The organism is Lysinibacillus sp. K60 (assembly GCF_019731275.1).
GTDB classification, from domain to species: domain Bacteria; phylum Bacillota; class Bacilli; order Bacillales_A; family Planococcaceae; genus Lysinibacillus; species Lysinibacillus capsici.
In genome coordinates this window covers 509,435-531,923 of record NZ_JAASJR010000003.1, presented here as the reverse complement: position 1 = coordinate 531,923, position 22,489 = coordinate 509,435, and the positions used below count along the sequence as shown (strand labels likewise).

Here is a 22,489-nt window from a genome sequence, read left to right as displayed (position 1 = left end):
TGGCGTTTTTTGATAAAAACGGTTGCTTTGCTCTACTAGTACGGCATTTATCAACACTTAACGCCACCCCAAATTTGGAGTGGCGTTGTGCTTTAATATTTAAACTGACTAATCAGTAGCTTTAATTCATCCGCCATATGCGCGAGTGCTTGCGCAGAGGCATTGATTTCCTCCATTGAGGCTAATTGCTCCTCTGTTGATGCCGCTACATCCTCAGACGCCGCTGCATTGCCTTTCGCGGAGAATGCCAAATCTTCGGTTACTGCTGCTACCTCTTGAACACCTGCAGACATCTGCTCAGAGGCTGAAGAAACCTCCTCCATTTTAGGGGTAATTTCATTCATACTTGTCATAATGACTTGGAATTTTGCAATGGCTTCATCGGAAATATGCAATCCACTTTGCACATCATCTGTAACCTTCGCCATAATACTGACAGATTGCTCCGTTTCATGCTGAATCCCTCGGATAAGCTCAAATATTTGTTTAGCTGATTCCTGTGATTGCTCTGCAAGCTTCCGTACTTCGTCTGCCACGACTGCAAAGCCTTTCCCATGCTCTCCTGCTCTTGCTGCTTCGATAGCGGCATTTAAAGCAAGTAAATTTGTTTGATCTGCAATGCTTGTAATCACATCTAAAATGGATGTAATTTGCTGAGAGCGTTCATGCAATGTCTGGATTTTCGCATTGGAGTCTGCTACGGATAAATGAATGGATTGCATTTGATCCTTTGTATTTTGGACAGCTTGTCCGCCTTCGTCCGCCTGTAATGTCGCATGCTGTGAAAGGTCCGTCACTGCCGAAGAGATTTCAGCAATATGCAGAATGGCAGTAGAAAGCTCATGTAAAGAAGCTGCATTTTTAGTGGCACTCATCGTTTGAGAATCAGCGCTTGTTGCAACATCCTGAATGGAAATCGCCACTTTTTCCGTTGCAATGCTTGTCTGATTGGCATTGGCAGTTAGTTCTTCTGCTGAAGAAGCAACCTCCTCTGCATTTTGTTCAATTTTTTGAATTAGTGTCCGTAAGCTTTCTTGCATATCATTAAAGGCTTGTCCTAATTGACCAATCTCATCTTTTGACGTAATCGTTACTATTTCCGTGAGATCCCCTTTGCTGATTGTAACAGCACTATCCTTTAAGGCTTTAATTGGTTTAATGACAGCCCTCATTACAAAATAAAAAATGATGGAACTGATGATAATTGCTGCTATAAGGACTAGAATCGTATGGTATAAAATTGAGGAAGCAGACTCATCAATTTCTTTAGCAAAAATCGTTCCTGTTATTTTCCAATTTGTCAGCTCATTTGTAGTATAGAATAATAGACGATTATCACCATTAAAGACATATTCATACGTACCTGATGGACTTTCGTACATTTCATCAAGGAAGCTTTCTTTCAGCTCCCCTCCCGCTTCAAGTGTAGGATGTGAAATGACCATCTTGTCCTCTCCAAAAATAGAAGGATACCCATTTTTTCCGATTCGAATTGAATCAGCAATTTTTTGAAGATCGGTTAATTTAATATCAATTGCCACAACCCCAGCCTGATCCTTCGTCTGCTTAGCAACTGTTACTACCATATCACCCGTCCCCGCATCCTTGTATGGGTTGGTAATTAAGGTTTCTCCTTTTAAAGCTGTCGCCTCTTTATACCAATCTCGATCTAATGGATTATAGTCTGCACCATTCAATTTTGGCTCCTGTGTAAATCGACCGTCATTCATGCCAATATAAACACTCAATACATCAGCATTAAGCTTTGTATATTGCTGAAATTTAGCCACAATCGAAGCTTGTGCTTCTTCATATTGGCGCGCATCAATTTCACTACTAAATACATTAATATCACTCATTTTCTCACTAATCGTTTTGTCAATGAGCTTATTTAAAATGCCTACACTTTCATTGGCACTAAATAAAATTTCTTCTTCAATCGAGTCTTTTGCAGATAAATAAGACAAACTCCCAACAGATATGACAGGGATAAGTAATACTAGTGCAAATAGCGTATAAAGCTTGCCCTTAAAACTGCTAAATAGTTTCTTCATATATCAATCTCCTTTTGATTTTTTCAAAACCTCTCCCTCTCTTTATCTGCTTAACATTTCTCCCAAAGCTTTTATCGGACAAAAAAATTTTTTTCTAACTTTTTTACGATTTTCATATTATTCAGGCTTTACCGACAAATAAAAACCCCTGTAACTAGACAGGGGTCAATTGGATTTAGTATTTAAACGACTGAATGGATTCTTGCAGGTCTATCGCCATCTTTGCTAGATGGGTAGAGGCTGCTGCAACCTCCTCCATCGCTGCATTTTGTTCCTCTGAAGAGGCTGCAACACTTTGCACATGATGGCTTGATTTCATCGACACTTCACTAATATAGTCGATTTCCTGCACTAACTTTTCAATATCTTGATGGATTGTTTGAATCGCTGCCGTTACTAGCTCGGTCTGTGCTTGTACATCATTAATGGCATCATCAATTTGTATAAAATTATCCCTTGCCACATTAACCTTTTCACGACCTACATGGACAGAGTCATTACTATTAACCATATCTTCCTCGATAATCCTCGTGCTATCTGTAATTTGGGCCACTACTTTTTCAATATCGACTGCAGCAAGATTTGACTCATCTGCTAACTTGCGGACTTCCTCTGCCACTACCGCAAAGCCTTTCCCATGCTCCCCGCTCCTTGCTGCTTCAATGGAAGCATTGATTGCTAGTAAATTAGTCTGTGTCGCTATACTCTTAATGACATTTACTGCTGATACAATCGCCGCTGTATTGTCATCTAAATCTTGCACACGTGTATTTAGCTCACTTGTGTTAGTAGAGATTTCATTCATTTGCGCTGTAACATCATGCACAGAAGAACGACCTGTTTGTGCCATATTTTTCGTGTTGACTGTTGCTTGATTCACGCTTTGTATGCTTGTAGAAATATCATTCATTTTCTTCAAAATATGCGCAGATAAATTTCGTACATCACCTGTTAATGTATCCTGCTGATCAATACCTTGTGCAATATCATGAATAGATTCTGTTACCACCTCTGTCGCCTGTGTAACCTCCATGCTACTTGCTGTTAGCTGTTCGGATGTTGCGGCAACTTGCTCAGAGGAATTTCCGACTTGTTTCATCATCAGTCGAAGCTTTTCTGACATACTATTGAAGGAATCTGCTAAGTGCGCAAACTCATCCTTGGTTTTAAATTGTAAATGCGTATGCAAATTCCCTTCCGAAAACTTATCCATTTCAACCACTGTTTGTTGAATATTTTTTGCGATCCGTCTACCGAATAGTGTTGCGATGATAATGCTTATAAGTAGAGAAATAGCCACTAGAATCATAATTTCGAGGCCACTTCTTTCTCCTTTTTGCTTGGTAGCCTCAATATGAGCCTGCATATCTTCTTGCTGAGCTGTTGCCATTGTTTTTCCAAAGACAACCAATTTCTGAGAGCCCTCACCTAAAATCGGTAAAGCCATTTGTTGTGCTTGCTGGTGATCCCCTCGTTGATAAAGAGGCACAATCTGTCCATCTATAGCCTTTTCCCAGTCGTCAAGCTGCGATAAAAATTGATCAAAATCTTGATTACTATCGCCTATTTCCTGAAGTCGATTAATGGATGTATGTAAGGTATTTCGGATTTCATGATGATTGTTGAGCATTTCTTCCTTGCCATATAACATATACCCACGAATAGCCGCATTCGCTCGTACGGTTTGGAACGAGATATCTTGATATAAATGGATTAATTCCGTATTGTCTTCGATTTCTGCTAATGTCTGATTATTATTATTCAAGTAGTACATAGCAATCCCTGAAATAAGCAGTAAAAAGATGAGGACAATACCAAAAGCAAATTGCAATTTCCGTTCCACAGTTAGTCTCATATGATTCCCTCTATTCTTCTATAATCCACTTGAGTATAGCCTACCTAAACCTATTAGCCTATAAAATCTATGTTTCTCCTCCTAAACTATCGCTAAAATTTAACAATAATGAGAATTTCGCATCTAAGCTATTGACAATAATATCCACTATTTCACTAGTTGAAATAGGAAGTAATCATTTGGAAACCATAGAGATAACACCAAAAGAGCGGAAGAAGCAGGAGCATTTTCAGGAAATGACCTCTTTTTTCTAAAAACTCTCGCATGCCTGAAGTCAGCATCATCGCACTCAGTAATAGTAAGCTATGTTGAGCCCCATAAATCTGCATAGAGAATGTGATAACAAGCGGTAAGATGGCTGGATAAATAGAATCTGCTAGTGATCTTTTATCCTTCGTATTGGAGGGCATGCTTTCTTTCTCTGTGGATTTAGTGGCTACTAGTTTCTTTGCAAGCATATAGACAAGACCAAAAAATAAAATTGTATAAACAATAAATAATAGCCACGGTATTTTGCTTTCATCATTTAACAAATGGAAATAATCCTCAGCTTCTTGTGCTTGCAGTACATAATACCGTCCTGTTTTTTGATCCATTAGGAAGAATCGTTCATCCTCGACTATTACTTTCAAGGCCGTTTCCTTGCCATTATGGAAGCGTATGTATAAATCACTTACTGCTTCATGGTCTGCTGGTCGACTGCTAAGGTCCTTTTTAGTTTGTAAAACTTGCTGAAGGCGATCTGTATCTTTCACCTCATAGCGGTCGACATAGAATACTTGCTTTAATGGATATAAATAGTGCTCTTTGCCATTACTTCCAGACAAATACCAAGCCTCTTTAATCGATTGAATAGGAGTATGCAGCGGCACTAGCTCCTCCCGCTGCCTTTCATTGTAAAGGAAGAGTAGTAGCGTGCTTATACTCAGAACCATGCCCAGAATAAGTGTATAAATATAACCACCCTTGTGCACTTTATCACCTCCTTTACCACTTTACATTTATAGTAATTATTGTCATATACGATTTACTACGCTAATAAGTTTCAGCTATACTTAAATAGAGGTGATGATGTATGAGTAGACCAGAATTATACGTACATTTAGTAGTCGGTCCTGATTGTGATTTTGAATCCATGGCCATTCGAGCGGCACTGGAATCCTTTGGTGCAGGAGTGACACTTGATTTAATTGGCAGACCAAATGATTTAATTGATATTGTATCTGGAAATGATCTTCCTCACAAAATGGATTATTTGCTATTGAACTTTCATGGCGATGAGGGGCGATTTTGTCTGCCTGAGCTAGGAGAAGAGGTATATGAAGAAAATGAACCAAGGAGTATCTATTTTGAACCTCAAGATGTCTTAACCTATTGTCAGCTACAGGGTGTCAAGGTCATTGCGGCAGGCTGTACATTAGGCTGGCAGCAGCTAGCGACAGCCTTTTTAGAGAGTGGCTGTCATTCCTACCTAGCACCTGATGATTATATTGAGGGTAATGCCAATCTCATGTTTCTAATTCACTTTTTCTATGAGATAATCACAAATCATAGAAGTCAGCAGGAGGCATTTGAACTCGCTCAAGCGACCGATCTAGAAACAGCCTTATACAAGCTCTATTTAGCAGAAAAAAGATCGTAGCACCTACTACTTGGCTACGATCTTTCTTCTTTAGCGTTGATGTTTATCTAGCATAGCTTCAGTAAAAGCTTGTGACTGTCCTTTAGGAATACTGAGTGTTTGCCAATCAGAGCCCTTTACCTGTTTGGCGATATAAATGATTTGACCGACGTGCTGTGCATAGTGTGCCATTTGTCTTTCAATAGCATCAATGATCGCTAGTCGCTCCCCTCTAATCGTGACATGCCCCTGTAAATCGGATTCTGTCAAACTCGCCAAGGCCTCTAAAAACACCTGCCAACCCTTGTCCCAAGCCGAGATAATTGCTTCTTTGGTGTGAAGACTATCCTCAAACTCATCATCCCGATTTCTCGTTGGCTTTTCTCCATCTGTCGTTAAAAAATCTGTCCAGCGGGAAATCATATTCCCACTTACATGCTTTACAATCACTGCAATACTGTTGGATTCTTCATTGTATGCCCAGTGCAATTGTGCCTCTTCCATTTGAGCAAGCGTTTTATCCCCTAGCTCTTTCACACTTTGAAATCTTTTCTGAACAACTTGTAAATAGGTTTGTGCAATTGTCATAGTCGAACCTCCATCCCTCTTTTCTATCATTCTATTATAGCTCAATTGAAATGTCTCATGACTTATTCGCCAAGAATAAAATCTCTTGCAAGGATCGCCATTTTTTCTTGAACCTCCTGAGGGTTTCCATCAAGTTGATACCCTATATGATAGACATAGCCGTTATAGTAAGAATAAAACTCATTGGCTCTAGTAGTCATTTGAAAGATTCGCTTATCCGTCTCATCGTAATTATAATAAGTATATACATAACCTTGTTCTGGTGACATCTCCCGATAAAACAGGGGATTCATAAAATTTAAGCCTATATTCGAAACTTTCATCCCTAAAGTTTCTTCCATACTTTTCGACTTCACATAGCTCGCTAAGGGATTATACTTTACATTTGTCACGGTAAAATTAATAAATTGTAAATCCACCCCAGTGGAGGATTTTTCTTTATAGCTAAATTGAAATTGCGTTTGTTGGCTACCATCCTCCATTTTTGCTGAAATTGCATAGACCTCCTGAATATTTGGTTGAAATGGTAAATTTTCAGGATCAGTGAGATGAACGACATCCTCCAGTGATGTGGCTACTGATTGCATTGCCTCTAAACCTTGAAGTGGTGCATAATATTGGATATCTTTTGCCTGACTTAAATAATTAGCAAGTGGAAGAAAATTACTGAATGCTGTGTCTTTTCCCTCCACTTCTGTTTGAAATAAATCCGTGAATGTAGGTGTTTCTCCTTCATCCTGTGTCGCCAGCTCATCCATCGGTTTTGCGGCTTGCCAGGCAATGAATAATAAAATAGTGCAGGTAAGCATCATCGTAACGACACGATATGTCCACTTCGGCTTGGACATAACAGGCTCTTGCTGAATTTGTTGTCGAACCTTATGAATAATGGCTTCCTTATGTGCTGAAACATCTTGTAGTATCTGCATTGTATGCTTATCCATGGAAAAGCACCTCCCACTCAATATGTTGTAACTCTACTTTTAATAGCTCCTTTCCTTTCTTTAAACGTGATTTCACAGTACCTTCAGGAATCGCAAGTAACTCCGCAATCTCTTTAATCGTCATCTCCTCCAAGTAAAAATAGACAATTGCTTCTCGTGGCTTAAGTGGTAAGCTTAAAATAGCATCATCTAACAGCGCTTGTTCATCTTGACGAATCAGTTTGTCCTGCAATGTTGATTTTTGTTTGGTAAAAAATTTATGCTGAAATGTTATTTTTCTGTATGCCCAGCTTTTTAAATAATCCTTGCATTTATTGATTGTCATGCGAGCTAAATATGCCTTCATCTCTCCTCGTTCCTCATAGTGTTTTTGATGATAGAACTTAATAAACACATCCTGTACAATATCCTCGGCTATTTGTAAATCCTTTGTATAGTAATAAGCAATTCGAAACAATTGCTCCGTATGTATAGCCATTAACCGCTCGAATTTTTCATGATCAGACACGCCATCACCCTCCTTCTACACTATAAACGACTCCCAACCAGAAAAAGATTATTTTTCCAGATAGAAAAATATAAAAAAACCGCCTCAACCATTTGAGACGGTTTACTGTTACTTTATAAATTTTCATCAATATATGTTTCGATATCAGAAGCTATTGTATCTATCGGTACATCTTCAATGTTTTCAGCATAGCCATTATACATTTTGACGAGGATACCATCTTTATCGACTAAGAAAAATTGATTACCATGAATGACTTGGTCACTGTTAGGGTCGTTTTTCACTAAAATCTTTGTATTTTTCACCGCAAATTGTTCGATATATTTCTGTGAATATCCTGTAAGAAGGTTCCATTTAGATTCATCTGGAACATTGTATTTACTAAGATAATCCGCTAACACATCTGGCTGATCAACGTCTGGATCTACTGAAAAGGCAACAATGTTATAGTCCTCTACGCCTTTTTTCTGGAGCTTTTCTTGGACTTGTGCCATGTTTAATGACATGGGCGGGCAGATGGACACACAGTTTGTGAAAATATACATGCCAATCCAAGGCTTACCTTTTAAGCTTTCAAGCGAAACCGTTTCACCACGTTGATTAACATGTTCGAAATCGGGTATTTCTAGACTATAATCTGCTTTAAATTTTGAGTTTCCACATGCGCCTAGCACAGTTGCACAGGCTAACAGCAGCACTAGCCCTATTAATTTACGTTTCATGTCAACACTCTCCCTAACCTACACTATCCCCATCCTAACGTAGGTTGTAAGCGTTGACAAGAACTTCTAAGTGACAGCTTTCGTACATCTTTGTGAAATCCATTTCATTTTAATGAAACGAGCGCAGCATGTATCGCATCAAGCTTTACTTCGACGCGGTGCAATAAATAAAATGACACTAAAATCGGAAAACCGATATCGGATATCATGTTCAACCACTGTTCCATCCTTCTCCTCCTCTCTCACGTTAAAAATGGTCTTTGCACTTCTCGTAGCAAAGACCATTGTTGAATTATTCTGTTACTACTTCAAATTCTGTGACTTGACGATCTACAATACGAGCTCCCTTTATGGCTGACAGTGCACCACCTTGCCCAGTAAACACATTTTTAGCCATAATCGTTGCCATAGCCTGTTGAATTTCAGTCACCGTGATATTCGGCTTGGGTGCATCAATCGAAAGGGTTGTCGTTTTCCCATCAGTTGTGGCAAATTGTAATTCTAGAACTTGTGTCATTCTGTGATCCCTCCTTAAGATAAATCGTGTGTTTCCTGTTTCGCAATGCCAGCTAGTGACTGTGATGAAAGACTAGCAATGGCATAAGCAACAGCTAACAAATCGTCCGCACTATGTGTATTGTTAATATTTCGATACGATTTCGTTGTGAACGTAGGCTTATTATTCTCATCATAGCCATCCACATATTTGAGACGCAGAGTAGCATTTACAAAGTTAACGTTAGCCATGTAGCATCACCTCCCTTCTGCATACTATATAAAGGCGAATTGCTAAAAAAGGGACATTAAGGATGAATTTTTTTTCAGAAGCTTTTATAATAGAGTGAGAGAAGGCAAAGAGGTGAACGATTTGTTACAAGGTTGGTTTTTATGGTTTATTTTATTTTGGGTTGTCGTCCTCATTTCATTGATGGCTATTGGTGGATTCTTCATGTTCCGCAAATTTTTAAAGGCACTCCCAAAGCAGGATGGAAAATCAGATTTAGATTGGCAAGAATATTATTTAGATAAAACCGTTCACTTGTGGGGACAAGCTGAAAAAGAATTACTCTATGAACTCGTAAGCCCCGTCCCTGAGCTTTTTAGACAAGTGGCTAAGGAAAAAATTGCAGGAAAAATTGGCGAGCTCGCATTAGAAGAAAAAGCAGCAGCCATTAACAATGACCTCATTATTCGCGGCTATATCCAAGCAACACCAAAACGCGATCACAAATTTTTACGCAAAAAATTAGAGCAAATGCAAATTGACATCTCCCCCTATGAACATCTATTCGAATGAGTAAACGCTGCACAAAGATTTGTGCAGCGTTTTTTACTTAGCTATGCGATATTGTCCTGACCTGTGTTTTTAAGAAGCTATCCTGCACTTTGCTAGCTTTATCCTCTTCATTTGGACTCCTATCCGCGCTTTGCTGCCCTATCCGCCACTTTTATGAGGCTATCCTGCACTTTGCTAGCTTTATCCTCTTCATTTGGACCTCTATCCATGCTTTGCTGCTCTATCCGCTACTTTTGAAGTTCTATCCGCCACTTTTATGAAGCTATCCTGCACTTTGCTAGTTTTATCCTCTTCATTTGGACTCCTATCCGCGCTTTGCTGCCCTATCCGCCACTTTTATGAGGCTATCCTGCACTTTGCTAGCTTTATCCTCTTCATTTGGACCTCTAACCGCACTTTGCTGCTCTATCCGCTACTTTTATGAAGCTATCCTGCACTTTGCTAGCTTTATCCTCTTCATTTGGACTCATCTCCGCGCTTTGCTGCTCTATCCGCTACTTTTATGAGGCTATCCAGTTCCTCCCGCGCTTAAAAGCATAAAAAAACTACACCAGCTTCAGTACTAGTGTAGTTTTGGAATTGTTTTTTTGACACGTTTAAACTGGATGAGCATTGCGATACGCCAAGGTACTAACATGGCAAAGGCTAATATCCAGAACATACCTGCTAATTCACCGACATCGATGGAGCTACTTAAAATCATTTTCGCCACCACTCGGAATATTAACAATCCGATTAATATAAAAGCGAATGCTTTTGAACGTTTTAAATAAATATCTCGACCCTTTACTTCAAATTTAGAAGTAGCAATTAATATTGTCGAGAACACCATTCCTACAGCTGCCGCCTCTAAGATTTGCATTGGTGGTACACGGAATTGTTCAAATAAAAACATCAGTGCACCAGAGGACATCGCTATTGGTGGAATAATAATTTTCTTCTCATTTGTCGGCATTTTGGAAGCTCTCATTCGTATGACCATCACAAAGCTCCCCATAAGAATGGCCATAATGGTCGACCCTATAACATAATAGTGAGAAGGGATACTGCTTAACATAAAAAAATCCTCCTCTAATGTATAATTAACAATTTTGTCCAAGTAATTGATCAGCAACAGCCTTTAATCGTTCTGGCTCGAAAGGCTTTGTAATAAAATCCTTTGCCCCACTCTCAATCGCTTCTACGATTAATTTTTGCTGACCTAATGCTGTTACCATAATGATTTTTGCATCTGGAAATTCTGGGATGATTTTTTTTACGGCTGCAATACCTGTCATAACGGGCATCGTTACATCCATTGTGACTAAATCTGGTTGTAACTCTCGATACATCGCCACAGCTTCCTTACCATTTACTGCCTTACCGACTACCTCATAACCCCATTCTGTAAACATATTACTGATTGCAACACGCATAAATAGCGTATCATCTACTACTAAAACTGTAGGCACATGTTCATCTCCCTCCACGTTAAAGTTCGGTATGCCTCTTTAGTTTAACAAATTAAAACCCTGTAAATCCACCGAAAATAGGCTGTAAAACGCGTGTAATATACGTTAAGCCATCAAAGAATAATAAAATCCCAACGGCAATCATGATGTACCCACCGATTTTTACAATTTTCTGGCTGTGTGTACGAATCCAAGTCATTCGTGAAATGAAGAAAGATAGTACGAAGAATGGAATGGCGAATCCTAAATAATACGCAAACATATAGCTAAAGCCCGCACCTGGGTTTGTACTTGCTAACATGATAATCGATGCAAGGATTGGTCCTGTACATGGTGTCCAACCTGCCGCAAAGGCAATACCAATTAAGACAGACCCAAAATAGCCAGATGGTCTATTTTTAAATTGGAACTTTCGATCCTTCATTAAGAAGTCTATCTGCAATAATCCCACAATCATTAAACCGAATACGACGATTAAAATAGCCCCAACCTGTCGTAATAATGTTTGATAATTCAGGAAGAATTCTGCTGCATATGAAGCACTTAGTCCAATAATGATAAAGATAATGGAAAAGCCTAGTAAAAAGAATAGTGTGTGGAAAATGGCACGTTTTTGTAGCATACCTTTTTCGGATTTTAGCTCATCTAATGTCATACCCGTTATGTACGATAAAAATGCTGGATATAGTGGAAGAGTACATGGTGAAATAAAACTTAAGAACCCTGCACCAAAAGCTAAAAATACGTTAATATCAGATCCCATATTTTTTATTCGCTCCTTACAGTTACTGCATCCATCGTACCAAAAAATAAAATAAAAAGCGCCCTTCTAGTTTGTGAACGTTTCATGGCAAAATGATGAGATTTTTGAGAAGTCCCATCAAGCTCCTTCTGCATTATGCGCTCCTGTTGATTTTCTGTCAACAAAATCCGCCAATCTTCCCCCCTTTTCAAAAAGAGTATAGCTAATTTTTCTACCTTTTTCTTGACAGTGTCGATTGCTTGTCATTAATGTTGAAAGAAGCTTCTGTTTTTCATAGACACTATCACGCTCATGTTATAGTAAAAAACTATTTATTTTATACTCATCGTTTAAATCATCTGGATATAAAGTCATCAGATGACCTTATTATAGGTTTATTATTCTTTCCTCAAATTTCGACAGTCTTCTACTCTACACAAAGTGTTCATGTTAAACCATGAGTAAATGACTTATTTTCATGTATAATAATGATAGCAAATGAGCGAAAAAAAGAGGTGTAGCCCTTGGAATTAAGAAAGATTAGACCAAAAAAGATCTATGAAGAAGTATCCGAAATATTGCATGACAAAATACGAGCTGGTGTCCTAAAGCCAGGTGATCGGCTTGACTCAGTTGAGCAGCTTGCCGAGCAATTACAAGTGAGTCGTTCCGCTGTACGCGAGGCATTATCTGCATTAAAAGCAATGGGATTAATTGAAATCAAACAAGGCTCTGGAACGTTTGTCAAAAGTGTGCCAGCCCATCAGCTTGACTTTCCATTATCCACAGCTATGTTAACGAATAGACAGGATATCGCTCATTTACTAGAAGTGCGCAAAATTATTGAGGTGGGAGCAGCAGGACGTGCAGCGCTCCAACGTACAGATCAGGATATTCTGGCAATGGTACAAATTTTAGAGGATATGAAGCAGGCACATGGTGATGGCCAGCTTGGGGAAAAAGTAGATTATCAATTTCATGCAGCTATTTCCAATGCCTCTCAAAATCCCCTACTCACTACAATTTTAGATCAAATTTCTGGTTTAATGATCGAAACAATGAAAGAGACACGGCGAATTTGGTTGTACTCACAAAAAACAACGAGCGAACAATTATATGATGAACATATGCAGATTTTCCTCGCGATTAAACAGCAAAATGAAGAGCTAGCCAAACATGCAATGGCATCTCATCTAAGCAATGTTGAAAAAGTGCTATTACAATATTTCGAAACAACAGAATCCAATTCACACTAAAAACTACCTAGTACACGCTAGGTAGTTTTTCTTTTCAGAAAATTCATAAAAAACGTTTTCACTTTTTCAAATTTGTTGTAAGATTAAGTTATCGATAAGTCATCTGATGACCAGTTGTCTAAAAAGGAGCGATGAATATGAAAGTCACACTATTCGCCACTTGCTTAGTGGATATGTTTCAAGGGGATGTGGGAAAAGCAGTTGTGGAAGTATTAGAAAGACTAGGCTGTGATATCGACTTTCCAGAGGATCAAATTTGCTGTGGGCAGCCTGCTTACAATAGCGGCTATGTCGAAGAATCAAAAAATGCGATGAAAAAAATGATCACAGCCTTTGAGCATGCTGAATATGTAGTCTCTCCCTCTGGTTCCTGCGCTTATATGTTGAAGGAATATCAAGAAGTTTTTAAAGGAGACCCCATATGGGAGCCAAAAGCGCAAGCATTAGCAGCTAAAACCTATGAATTCACAGAGTTTATTGTCAACGTATTAATGATAGAAGATGTAGGAGCGTATCTAGAAGGTAAAGCTACTTATCATACGTCATGCCATATGACAAGATTACTTGGTGTGAAAGAGGCACCCTTCCAATTATTAAAGAACGTCAAGGGCTTGCACTATGTGGATCTCCCTGGTAAGGATCGATGCTGCGGATTTGGCGGTACATTTTCAGTGAAAATGGGCAATATTTCTGGAGAAATGGTCAATGAAAAAGTACTGAACGTGGAAGAAACAGGCGCTGACATTTTAATAGGAGCTGATGCAGGCTGCTTAATGAATATCGGTGGTCGTATTCAACGTCAGGGTAAGCCAATTAAAGTGATGCATATTGCAGAAGTGTTAAATTGCCGATAAAAGGGGGAAATAAACATGGCCATGAAAACAAGTGATGATCGGTTTCAACAACGTGTCACGAAAGAGCTAGATAATCAGTTTATGCGTCGTGCGGTTTCGAGTGCCCAAGAACGTTTTCAAACACGCCGCCTTCAACAAGCAGAGGAATTAGGACATTGGGAAGAATGGCGTTCTCACGGAGAGGAAATTCGCAAGCATGTTTTAGCAAACCTTGATTATTACCTTTATCAATTAAGCGAAAATGTTGCCAAACGAGGTGGGCATGTGTTCTTTGCGCAAACTGCAAAGGAAGCAACCGACTATATTCAAAGCATTGCTATAAAGAAAAATGCGGCAAAAATTGTGAAATCCAAATCAATGGTGACAGAAGAAATTAACTTAAATACAGCTTTAGAAGCGCTTGGTTGTGAAGTGATTGAGACAGACCTAGGTGAATATATTTTGCAGGTGGCAGATCACGAGCCCCCTTCGCATATTGTGGCGCCAGCCTTGCATAAAAATAAGGAGCAAATTCGAGATGTTTTTAAGGAAAAACAAGGCTACAATCAAACAGAAAAGCCAGAGGAACTTGCCCTTTATGTACGTGAAAAATTGCGACAGGAATATTTAACAGCCGATATTGGTATTACAGGCTGTAATTTTGCTATTGCTGAAAGTGGATCCATTACACTCGTTACGAATGAGGGCAATGCTGATTTAGTAACAGCGCTGCCAAAAACACAAATCACAGTTATGGGAATGGAAAGAATAGTTCCTACCTTTGAAGAAATGGAGGTCCTTGTTAGTTTATTAACAAGGAGTGCTGTCGGTCAAAAGCTAACGAGCTATATTACAACGTTAACAGGCGTAAAAGACGAAGAGGATACGGATGGACCCGATGAATTTCATTTAGTTATTGTCGATAATGGACGCTCGGCTATTTTAGGTAGTGAATTCCAGCCTATTTTACAATGCATTCGCTGTGCTGCCTGTGTCAATGCTTGCCCTGTCTATCGTCATGTTGGTGGGCATACGTATGGCTCTATCTACTCTGGACCTGTAGGTGTTGTACTCTCTCCACTTTTAGGAGGCTACGATGATTTTAAAGAACTGCCCTATGCTTCTACATTGTGCGGTGCTTGTACAGATGCATGCCCTGTTAAAATACCATTACATCAGCTCATTCATCGCCATCGACAGGTCATTGTTGAAAATGAGGGCAAGGCACCTATCTCTGAAAAGCTTTTAATGAAGGCATTTGGTCTAGGGGCTGCCTCCCCTACCCTTTATAAAATGGCGACAAGAATGGCTGCACCTGCCATGTCTCCATTTACCAAAAACAAGACTATTTCTAAAGGACCAGGCCCCCTAAAAGCATGGACCGAGGCAAGGGATTTCCCTGCACCAAGTAAAGACAGCTTTAGAGACTGGATGAAGCATCGTACAAAAGGAGGCGGGCAATAATGACTGGTATGATTCAGCATCGAGAAACCTTTTTAGCAAATATTGCGCAGCAGCTCGGGCGTTCGCCTAAGACAGAACTTCCGAGACCAACTTGGCAGTATCAGCCACAGGATCGTGTGCTCAAAGATGCGACAAAGGATGAATTGGTAGAAATATTAATCAAGCAGTGCACCAACATCCATACCAATATTGTCATTTCTAGCACTGCCACACTTCCAGAGGATTTACAGGATGTTGTTGACAATTATGGAGGTCAGTCCGTTATTACATGGAAGGATAAACGGTTCCAAGACTACGGATTATCCGCACTTATGAACGAGCAATGGCCACGAGCCAATATTCAGCTTTATGAATGGGATTCACAGCAACCTGAGGAAAATATCCGTCAAGCTGAAAAAGCAAATATCGGGATAACCATTAGTGAAATGACGTTAGCAGAATCGGGAACTGCCGTGCTTTTTAGTAGCAAAGATAGAGGGAGAAGCATTAGCTTTTTACCTGAAAAGTCGATCATTATCATTCCTAAAAGTACAATTGTGCCTCGCATGACACAGGCAGCTCGTTGGATTAGTGAAAAAATCCGTCAGGGTGAAAAAATTGCTTCCTGTATCAACTTTGTTACGGGACCAAGTAACTCAGCCGATATCGAAATGATTCTTATCGTTGGTGTCCATGGCCCTATTCAAGCAACCTATATTGTCATTGAGGATCAGTAAAAGAACAGGCATGCATTTCACCGCATGCCTGTTCTTTTAAGTTGTGGTGTTCGCGACCCCTTCTGGGAGAGCTGCTTTTTCATAATACTCTGGATGTGCCTCTTTTAAAATAGATGAGCGCAGCATCACAAGTGAAATGATAATAATAATGACACTCGTTACTGGTAAAATAATAGTTGCTGGTAATGTATCATATAACATGCCATAGACTACCATACCAATCGGCATCATAGACATCGCCATCGTTTCCATTAGCCCAAAAACACGCCCACGATACTCTTCCGCAATGATTTTTTGCATATACACACCGATGGGCATATTTATTCCCATTTCAAAAATTGCGAAAATAAAGTAAATGATGAGATAGAAGATCACGATAGCTATATAAGAAAAATCAGTGACTAATGGGATGACTGCTAAGCCGACACTTCCCGCCAATAGTAATAAGCTGATTTTCGAAAAGCGTAAAGGTACCTTTACTTCAGGTCTTGTTGCGAAATAAAGGGATGCTAAGAGCATACCTAAAGCACCAGATGCTTCAATAAAGCCAAAGTGTGTGGATTCTATTTTTAGCAATTCAATAATGATGTACGTTCCTCCAACAGCGATGGCAGAAAAGAATAGATTGATCCATAATGCTACCCACATAATGGTCTTAATGACGTTTCGTTGCTTGATATAATGAAAACCACTTTTCAGCCCTTCCCACATCTTTTCTTTTTTCGTATCTTCCCCTCTTGTACTATAAAGGTTAAAGTCCATTGTTGCCTCTAAACAAAAGGCAATCGCATAGGCCACCATATTCACCATTAAAAACACATCCATATTAAAAAACCCATACATCATACCACCAACGACTGGTCCTCCAATTGCAGCTACGGACATTGACATTTGGTTAAATGACATCGCACGTTGTAATCGCTCTGGATTGACAAGTGTGGCAATAGCAGATGAAAACGTTACACCAGAAAAGGCCGAGCAAATAGTATTAAAAACAGTAGCTATGTATATAGCATAAACAGACATTCCTACTGTTTCTGTATAAAGCAGTAATCCCCCTACTGTCAAAATGGTTCCTGCCTGTGCTATTAATATTGTGCGTTTTTTTGAAAAATTATCTGCGACATAGCCTGCTAAGGGTGCCACAAGTGCGCGTGGTAATACTGAACAAATCATATTGGTAGCGAAACTCATTGCCGACCCAGTCATCGCTAAAATATACAAGCTAATACCGAATGCCATGACATTTGCTCCCAACATGGCAATCATTTTACTCGCCGTGAACGTCCATAAGTGATAGGTCGCCTTTTTCAATTTTTCCGCTTCATTCATCTAAACCCCTCCATTATTTAACTAAATTAAAAAGTTTAATTAGGTTAAACAAAATATACCATAACTCCCTCTTTTCACGCAAGCAAAAGTTTAATATAATTAAACAAAAGGAGGCGAGGCAGTGGACTCTTTAGGCACACGAATTCGCAAATTAAGGAAAGATCAAAAATTAACATTAGAGGCACTTGCCGGTGATCGTCTAACTAAAGGAATGTTAAGCCAAATAGAAAATGATAAGGCCAAGCCTTCCATGGAAAGCCTTGACTATATTGCTGAACGTTTAGGTGTAAAAGCTAGTGCATTACTGGAAGAAGTAACCCCATCCTCCATTCGCCAGCTATTAGAGCAGGTTGAAAGTTTATTTGCAGAAGTAAAACGTGGTGATGCTGATCATCATCAAGAAATTGTCGATTTAATTAAGCCGTCTGTGGAGAGCCTGCCTCAAAGCTATGAAGCTGGCCGTTTATTGTATATTTACGCAGATGCCCAGTATGAAGCTGGATTAACAACATGGGAAGCCCCGCTTCAGCAAGCCCGCACTATTTTTAAGGAGATTAATTTACTCAGTCATTGGTTCAAAACCTTTATCCTAGAGATGGCTATTTTAGCAGCAAAACGTCAATATACATTAGCTTACGATCGTATCCTACAGGCAAAGGAAATTATCGAACAAGAGGACTATCAGCTCGATTCTCGTGATGCCTTATTAATGACTTATTATACAAGTATTTTCCAACTTGCAATTGGTGAGCATGAGGAAGGGAAAAAACTAATTCAAGAGACGATTGCCAATGCTCATAAAAACCAACTGTTCTATCAGATTGATAATATGTACAGAATTGGTGCCTATTGTGCCATGATTGATCGTGATTTTGAACAAACCAATCATATGTTTATGAAACTGGAGCAATATCAGGCATTTGCTGAACGTGTTGAGGTTGATGCTTTTATCTTTGTATTGAAGGCACATTATTATAATAATTACAGCTATAATTATGAGCAGGCTCTGATCGAAATAGAACGTTTTTATCAGCTTAGACACGATGAGTATTTAGACAAGCTAGATCCAAATTTTTATTATGCTGAAAAAGGAAAATCCTTATATTTACTTGGACAATATGAGGAGGCGAAGGCTGCATTCGAACAATATAAACACAGACCGATCTATATTAGTCATCCATATGATATTTTAAGCTTGAATGAATGCTTTTCCTATAAAGCCCTTTGCTATGCCCATTTTGGTGAGCTAACAACAGCCTATGAAATTGCAAAAATGGCCTATACAGATTCACTGGATTTAGTGGATTTGCCCTATAAACGAAAAATTGAGGAAGTCTATCGAACAATTAAGGCACAGATTGATTCCATAACTTAATTAGTAAAGGGATTGCACGAGGCTGTGCAATCCCTTGTTTTTATTGCTGACGATCACTCTTTATTTGTTTATGGATCTTGCGTAACGCTTTTTTCGAACCACGTTCGATATCATGCTGAAGCTTCCGATCCTGATAGTCTACAAATAATGTCTCTAAATCATATCCTTCAGGGTATAACTCTGTTGCAGGTAATTCAAGGGCAAGCCGCTTTACATTCACCTCTAGTATTTGCCCCTGATAGAATACGCTGACATTATTGTACGGATTCATTTCTTCATATACCAATCCCACATCATCATAGTCCAATAATTTCACACGATCCCCTTTGGCAAATGTATACGCTGCTGCCAAGCTTTTTTTCTCTTCTTTAGGCTTTCGAATTTTACTATCCTGAACGAGCGTCAGCTGATATTCTTTATTATTTATATAATCCTTTGCTCTTTGTAAAACAGTTTCGCGGACATTCATTTTTTTAGAAATCCATAAGGCATTGCTTTCTCCAGAGGTGCCGATGAGTAATTGGTACAAAGGCTCTAATGTTTCAGCATGGAAGCGCATTGCCGCATTCATAAAATCAGGATGCATTTCAGAAAATCGTTTAATTTCACCATAATGTGTAGTTGCCACAGTTATACAGCCCATTTGATAAAATTCTTCTAATATCGCAATGGCTAGTGCAGCTCCTTCATTTGGTTCTGTTCCACTGCCAATTTCATCAAACAGTAAGAGTGTATGATTATTAGCAGCTCTCATAATATCTGAAAGATTTTTCATATGAGAAGAAAACGTACTAAGTGCATTCTCTATACTTTGATTATCGCCAATATCAACAAATATATGATCAAATACAGCCATTTCCGTTCCTTCGTCCGCTACAATATGGAAGCCCGACATCGTAGCTAATGTTAAAAGGCCAATGGTTTTCAACACAACTGTTTTCCCACCAGCGTTTGGACCTGTAATAATTAAGCTACGGTAGTCTTTTGCAATGGAAAATTGAAGGGGTACCGCATTTCCTGGTAGTAATGGATGCTTACCATTGATCAGCTGAATATAACCGTAATCATTTATACGCGGCTCCCTACCACCAATTTGTCTACTGAACTTCGCTTTGGCAAAAACCATATCGTACTGACTGATTAACTCCATGTTAATGGTGATTGCATGAAGATGTTCCATCAGTAGCCCTGATAAAGACGCTAAAATCTGATATTCCTCTACGGCTTCCTCAGCCTTTAAGGTAGCTAATTCTACATTTAATTTAGCGATAACACTTGGCTCCATAAAAACGGTTGCCCCTTTTGAGGAAATTTCAACGACCGTTCCCTGTACATGATTTTTATAGGTCGCCTTAATCGGAATCGTATAGCGATCATCCTTTTGACTAATAAAAAATTCCTGAATATACGGTTTATTGGCACTGTTATTTAAAAATTTCGTTAAACGTTCTTTAATTTTTTCCTCTGTCGTTTCCATATGATGTCGGATGCGTTTTAATTCACGACTAGCAGCCGAATCTACACGATTGGCTTTGATCGCAAAATTAATCTCCTCCTCCACGCTTTTAAATTCAGCCATAGAATGAGCGTAAGAGGAAAGAACAGGCGCAAAAAATGTCTTATCTAACATAAATTTTTTGATGTTGCGGCAGCCCCGTAAAAAATCGGAGATACTCACTAGCTCACTGGGATCTAGAAGCATCCCCTTCTCAAGCTTCGTCATGATATGCTCAATATTTGATACCCCTAAAAACGGAACATGCCCCTCTGCATCCAATATTGCACGAGCTTCTGTTGTTTCATTCAACCGATTTTTTACCACTGCTAAGTTTGAGCTGGGCATTAATTTATCTAAAAGCTGTTTTCCTAACCCGCTGACACAGTAGGATTTAACGATGTCCTTTAATTCATGATATTGTAATTTTTCAAGTGTAGTATTATTCATTTCTTTTTGCTCCTCATTGTTATGTTTTATCATACATGAAGATACCTACCCAATAAATAGATAGCAATGATGGTTTAAACAACATAAAAAAGCTGCGAGGAATCCCCACAGCTCTATCTTTAAAAGGCGCGTTTTCCTGGCATCACAAATAAAACTTCAGCTAATTGAAGTTTCATCCTATATGCCACGCTTAATAAAGTATTGTAGGTATCTACATAGGTTGTTGAAATAGGTCCATGACAAAATAAGGGGTGTTCATAACATGTATCCCCTGCTGTCGTCATCGCCACTATTTCATTCAATTTTTACCTAGTTAGAACCTACCGCACTCACAAAAAGCACCTCTCATTAATTGATCATTGTTATCTAATTATTGACATTTTACTATATGCTAACAGGAAAGTAAAGGTACCTACCTTCAAAAGGTTTCTCCTATTTTTGTCAAATCTATCAAAAAAGACTCTATTGTTAGCCTCATCCTGCTCAGTGCACTTATAATGGCTACCATTATTAATTGGCTTTTCTTTAGAAGGCAAAAGCATGAACTGAAAAATTCAGCAGCCATCGTAATCGTTCTCCCATTCGCTCTAGCGATTTTAATAGTTATATTTTTTACCATATTAGTGGATGAATTTTATCGATCTTTAAGATACGATTAAACAAAATAGCAGGCAATTCAGTAGCCCAATCCGATAAGGAATAAAAAAGTTTTGTGCATTACAAAGCGAAGTGGTAAAAGTTACATAAAAAAGACCTGTAGAAAAATCTACAAGTCTTTTACGAAACTAATTTATGATGGGCTTTTCTTGTTTCTATAATTTTCGAACCAGAGAATAAAAGTAAAGCTGCCCAAATAATGCTGAATGCAAGGAGCTCAACTTGACTAAATGGCTCTTTGTAAAGCACGATGCCTAAAATCAAGACAATAGTTGGCGATACATATTGGATAAATCCTAGTAAATATAAAGGAATATTTTGTGCTCCCTTCGCAAATAAAATAAGCGGGACGGCTGTTACTAAACCACTAAAGATCATCAAAATATCTGTTTTAACATCGACATGTAAAAACGAGGCTTGATGTGTAGCGAAAAGATAGACATAATAGCCTAATGCAAAGGGTAAAATCAATAACGTTTCAATGGCTAGCCCTCTTGTAGCATCCAGTGTAATTTTCTTTTTTAGCACACCATAAATAGCGAAAGATAGCGCAATCAATAAAGCTACCCAAGGTACTGAGCCGTAATTGATTGTTAAAATAATCACCGCAATAAATGCAATCCCTGTCGCTACCCATTGTGCACGACTCAGCGATTCTTTAAAGAAAATCACCCCAAAAATTACAGACAAAAGCGGATTAATGTAATAGCCTAAGCTCGTTTCAATGAGATGATTATGCGTCACTGCCCAAATATATAAATACCAGTTCATTGAAATGACAAAGGACGCACCTGCAAGCTGCCAGAAATGCTTTTGATGTGACCATAAATATTTTAAATCTGCTATGAGATCCTGACGCATTCTAAATACGATCACTGCCAGCACCGTAAAGACAAAGGACCAAATGACACGGGATAATAAAATCTCCATACTTGGTACATGCTCAAGTAATTTCCAATATAGAGGGAATGCTCCCCAAAAGGCATAGGCAAAAAAGGCAGCCAAAACTCCTTTTTTCTCATTTGACATGATATTAACGCTCCTACTCTTACTGAAATCGGTTAACGATTTCCTATAATCTTAAACTAGTTAAAGAATAGACTCATTATAGGACTTTGAGTAGCTGCTG

24 protein-coding genes are annotated in these 22,489 nt (G+C 38.9%); 7 read left to right on the top strand and 17 right to left on the bottom strand.

The window, feature by feature from the left end; genetic code table 11:
- Positions 1 to 92: 92 nt before the first annotated feature.
- The 3 genes from HCH28_RS09945 to HCH28_RS09935 all read right to left on the bottom strand — a co-directional run bounded on the left by HCH28_RS09945 (position 93) and on the right by HCH28_RS09935 (position 4,883).
- Positions 93 to 2,054 (bottom strand): methyl-accepting chemotaxis protein, encoded by a 1,962-nt coding sequence (locus tag HCH28_RS09945; RefSeq protein WP_221680803.1) that lies wholly within the window; start codon positions 2,052 to 2,054, stop codon positions 93 to 95.
- A 175-nt stretch (positions 2,055 to 2,229) separates the two neighbouring features.
- Positions 2,230 to 3,909, bottom strand: a complete 1,680-nt coding sequence (locus HCH28_RS09940; RefSeq protein ID WP_221680802.1) for a methyl-accepting chemotaxis protein — start codon at positions 3,907 to 3,909, stop codon at positions 2,230 to 2,232.
- 155 nt (positions 3,910 to 4,064) lie between these two features.
- A complete protein-coding gene (locus tag HCH28_RS09935; RefSeq protein ID WP_221680801.1) occupies positions 4,065 to 4,883 on the bottom strand; it encodes a hypothetical protein in 819 nt (272 codons plus the stop codon).
- A 101-nt stretch (positions 4,884 to 4,984) separates the two neighbouring features.
- On the opposite strand from HCH28_RS09935, the gene HCH28_RS09930 reads away from it, so the two are divergent.
- Positions 4,985 to 5,551, top strand: coding sequence for a delta-aminolevulinic acid dehydratase (locus HCH28_RS09930; protein ID WP_221680800.1), 567 nt, complete (start codon positions 4,985 to 4,987; stop codon positions 5,549 to 5,551).
- Positions 5,552 to 5,581: 30 nt separating this feature from the next.
- Here the strand turns inward: HCH28_RS09930 and HCH28_RS09925 are convergent, their stop codons facing one another.
- The 7 genes from HCH28_RS09925 to HCH28_RS09895 form a co-directional block, all read right to left on the bottom strand.
- Positions 5,582 to 6,118 (bottom strand): DUF1572 family protein, encoded by a 537-nt coding sequence (locus HCH28_RS09925; RefSeq protein WP_221680799.1) that lies wholly within the window; start codon positions 6,116 to 6,118, stop codon positions 5,582 to 5,584.
- 62 nt (positions 6,119 to 6,180) lie between these two features.
- Positions 6,181 to 7,062, bottom strand: coding sequence for a hypothetical protein (locus tag HCH28_RS09920; protein ID WP_221680798.1), 882 nt, complete (start codon positions 7,060 to 7,062; stop codon positions 6,181 to 6,183).
- Positions 7,055 to 7,570, bottom strand: a complete 516-nt coding sequence (locus HCH28_RS09915) for a sigma-70 family RNA polymerase sigma factor (protein WP_221680797.1) — start codon at positions 7,568 to 7,570, stop codon at positions 7,055 to 7,057. Before HCH28_RS09915 ends, HCH28_RS09920 begins: the two co-directional genes overlap by 8 nt.
- Positions 7,571 to 7,683: 113 nt before the next feature.
- On the bottom strand, positions 7,684 to 8,292 hold the full coding sequence (locus HCH28_RS09910) for an SCO family protein (protein WP_221680796.1): 609 nt from the start codon (positions 8,290 to 8,292) through the stop codon (positions 7,684 to 7,686).
- Between the two features lie 104 nt (positions 8,293 to 8,396).
- On the bottom strand, positions 8,397 to 8,519 hold the full coding sequence (locus HCH28_RS09905; RefSeq protein WP_004229459.1) for a YvrJ family protein: 123 nt from the start codon (positions 8,517 to 8,519) through the stop codon (positions 8,397 to 8,399).
- Positions 8,520 to 8,584: 65 nt separating this feature from the next.
- Entirely contained in the window at positions 8,585 to 8,809 is a 225-nt protein-coding gene (locus HCH28_RS09900; protein WP_221680795.1) for a DUF2922 domain-containing protein, read from the bottom strand.
- Positions 8,810 to 8,823: 14 nt separating this feature from the next.
- Complete coding sequence (locus HCH28_RS09895) at positions 8,824 to 9,039, bottom strand: DUF1659 domain-containing protein (protein ID WP_221680794.1); 216 nt, start codon at positions 9,037 to 9,039, stop codon at positions 8,824 to 8,826.
- 121 nt (positions 9,040 to 9,160) lie between these two features.
- Between HCH28_RS09895 and HCH28_RS09890 the strand changes: the two genes are divergently transcribed.
- Positions 9,161 to 9,589: a DUF2621 domain-containing protein gene (locus HCH28_RS09890; protein ID WP_004229468.1), complete on the top strand. Its 429-nt coding sequence runs from the start codon at positions 9,161 to 9,163 to the stop codon at positions 9,587 to 9,589.
- 562 nt (positions 9,590 to 10,151) lie between these two features.
- Here the strand turns inward: HCH28_RS09890 and HCH28_RS09885 are convergent.
- The 4 genes from HCH28_RS09885 to HCH28_RS09870 are packed head-to-tail and all read right to left on the bottom strand — an operon-like array spanning position 10,152 to position 11,964.
- Positions 10,152 to 10,646: a CcdC family protein gene (locus tag HCH28_RS09885; RefSeq protein WP_004229470.1), complete on the bottom strand. Its 495-nt coding sequence runs from the start codon at positions 10,644 to 10,646 to the stop codon at positions 10,152 to 10,154.
- A 25-nt stretch (positions 10,647 to 10,671) separates the two neighbouring features.
- Positions 10,672 to 11,058 carry a response regulator gene (locus HCH28_RS09880; RefSeq protein ID WP_004229473.1) on the bottom strand — a complete coding sequence of 129 codons (387 nt, stop codon included), beginning with the start codon at positions 11,056 to 11,058 and terminating at the stop codon, positions 10,672 to 10,674.
- 34 nt (positions 11,059 to 11,092) lie between these two features.
- Positions 11,093 to 11,803: a cytochrome c biogenesis CcdA family protein gene (locus tag HCH28_RS09875; RefSeq protein ID WP_016995208.1), complete on the bottom strand. Its 711-nt coding sequence runs from the start codon at positions 11,801 to 11,803 to the stop codon at positions 11,093 to 11,095.
- A 5-nt stretch (positions 11,804 to 11,808) separates the two neighbouring features.
- Entirely contained in the window at positions 11,809 to 11,964 is a 156-nt protein-coding gene (locus HCH28_RS09870) for a hypothetical protein (protein ID WP_221680793.1), read from the bottom strand.
- Positions 11,965 to 12,306: 342 nt separating this feature from the next.
- Between HCH28_RS09870 and HCH28_RS09865 the strand changes: the two genes are divergently transcribed.
- From HCH28_RS09865 to HCH28_RS09850, 4 genes are all read left to right on the top strand, one after another.
- The gene (locus tag HCH28_RS09865) at positions 12,307 to 13,038 is read left to right on the top strand and encodes a FadR/GntR family transcriptional regulator (protein ID WP_255601019.1); all 732 of its coding nucleotides are present in this window, start codon (positions 12,307 to 12,309) and stop codon (positions 13,036 to 13,038) included.
- Between the two features lie 137 nt (positions 13,039 to 13,175).
- Entirely contained in the window at positions 13,176 to 13,892 is a 717-nt protein-coding gene (locus HCH28_RS09860; protein WP_221680792.1) for a (Fe-S)-binding protein, read from the top strand.
- A gap of 15 nt (positions 13,893 to 13,907) precedes the next feature.
- Complete coding sequence (locus tag HCH28_RS09855) at positions 13,908 to 15,335, top strand: LutB/LldF family L-lactate oxidation iron-sulfur protein (RefSeq protein WP_221680791.1); 1,428 nt, start codon at positions 13,908 to 13,910, stop codon at positions 15,333 to 15,335.
- On the top strand, positions 15,335 to 16,051 hold the full coding sequence (locus HCH28_RS09850) for a LutC/YkgG family protein (RefSeq protein ID WP_221680790.1): 717 nt from the start codon (positions 15,335 to 15,337) through the stop codon (positions 16,049 to 16,051). Before HCH28_RS09855 ends, HCH28_RS09850 begins: the two co-directional genes overlap by 1 nt.
- 36 nt (positions 16,052 to 16,087) lie before the next feature.
- Here HCH28_RS09850 and HCH28_RS09845 read toward each other — a convergent pair whose 3' ends face one another.
- The gene (locus HCH28_RS09845) at positions 16,088 to 17,383 is read right to left on the bottom strand and encodes an MFS transporter (RefSeq protein ID WP_221680789.1); all 1,296 of its coding nucleotides are present in this window, start codon (positions 17,381 to 17,383) and stop codon (positions 16,088 to 16,090) included.
- 121 nt (positions 17,384 to 17,504) lie between these two features.
- On the opposite strand from HCH28_RS09845, the gene HCH28_RS09840 reads away from it, so the two are divergent.
- Positions 17,505 to 18,758, top strand: coding sequence for a helix-turn-helix domain-containing protein (locus HCH28_RS09840; protein ID WP_221680788.1), 1,254 nt, complete (start codon positions 17,505 to 17,507; stop codon positions 18,756 to 18,758).
- A 40-nt stretch (positions 18,759 to 18,798) separates the two neighbouring features.
- Here HCH28_RS09840 and HCH28_RS09835 read toward each other — a convergent pair whose 3' ends face one another.
- Positions 18,799 to 20,703: an endonuclease MutS2 gene (locus tag HCH28_RS09835; protein ID WP_221680787.1), complete on the bottom strand. Its 1,905-nt coding sequence runs from the start codon at positions 20,701 to 20,703 to the stop codon at positions 18,799 to 18,801.
- A gap of 777 nt (positions 20,704 to 21,480) precedes the next feature.
- Entirely contained in the window at positions 21,481 to 22,389 is a 909-nt protein-coding gene (rarD, locus tag HCH28_RS09830; protein ID WP_221680786.1) for an EamA family transporter RarD, read from the bottom strand.
- Positions 22,390 to 22,489: the final 100 nt, after the last annotated feature.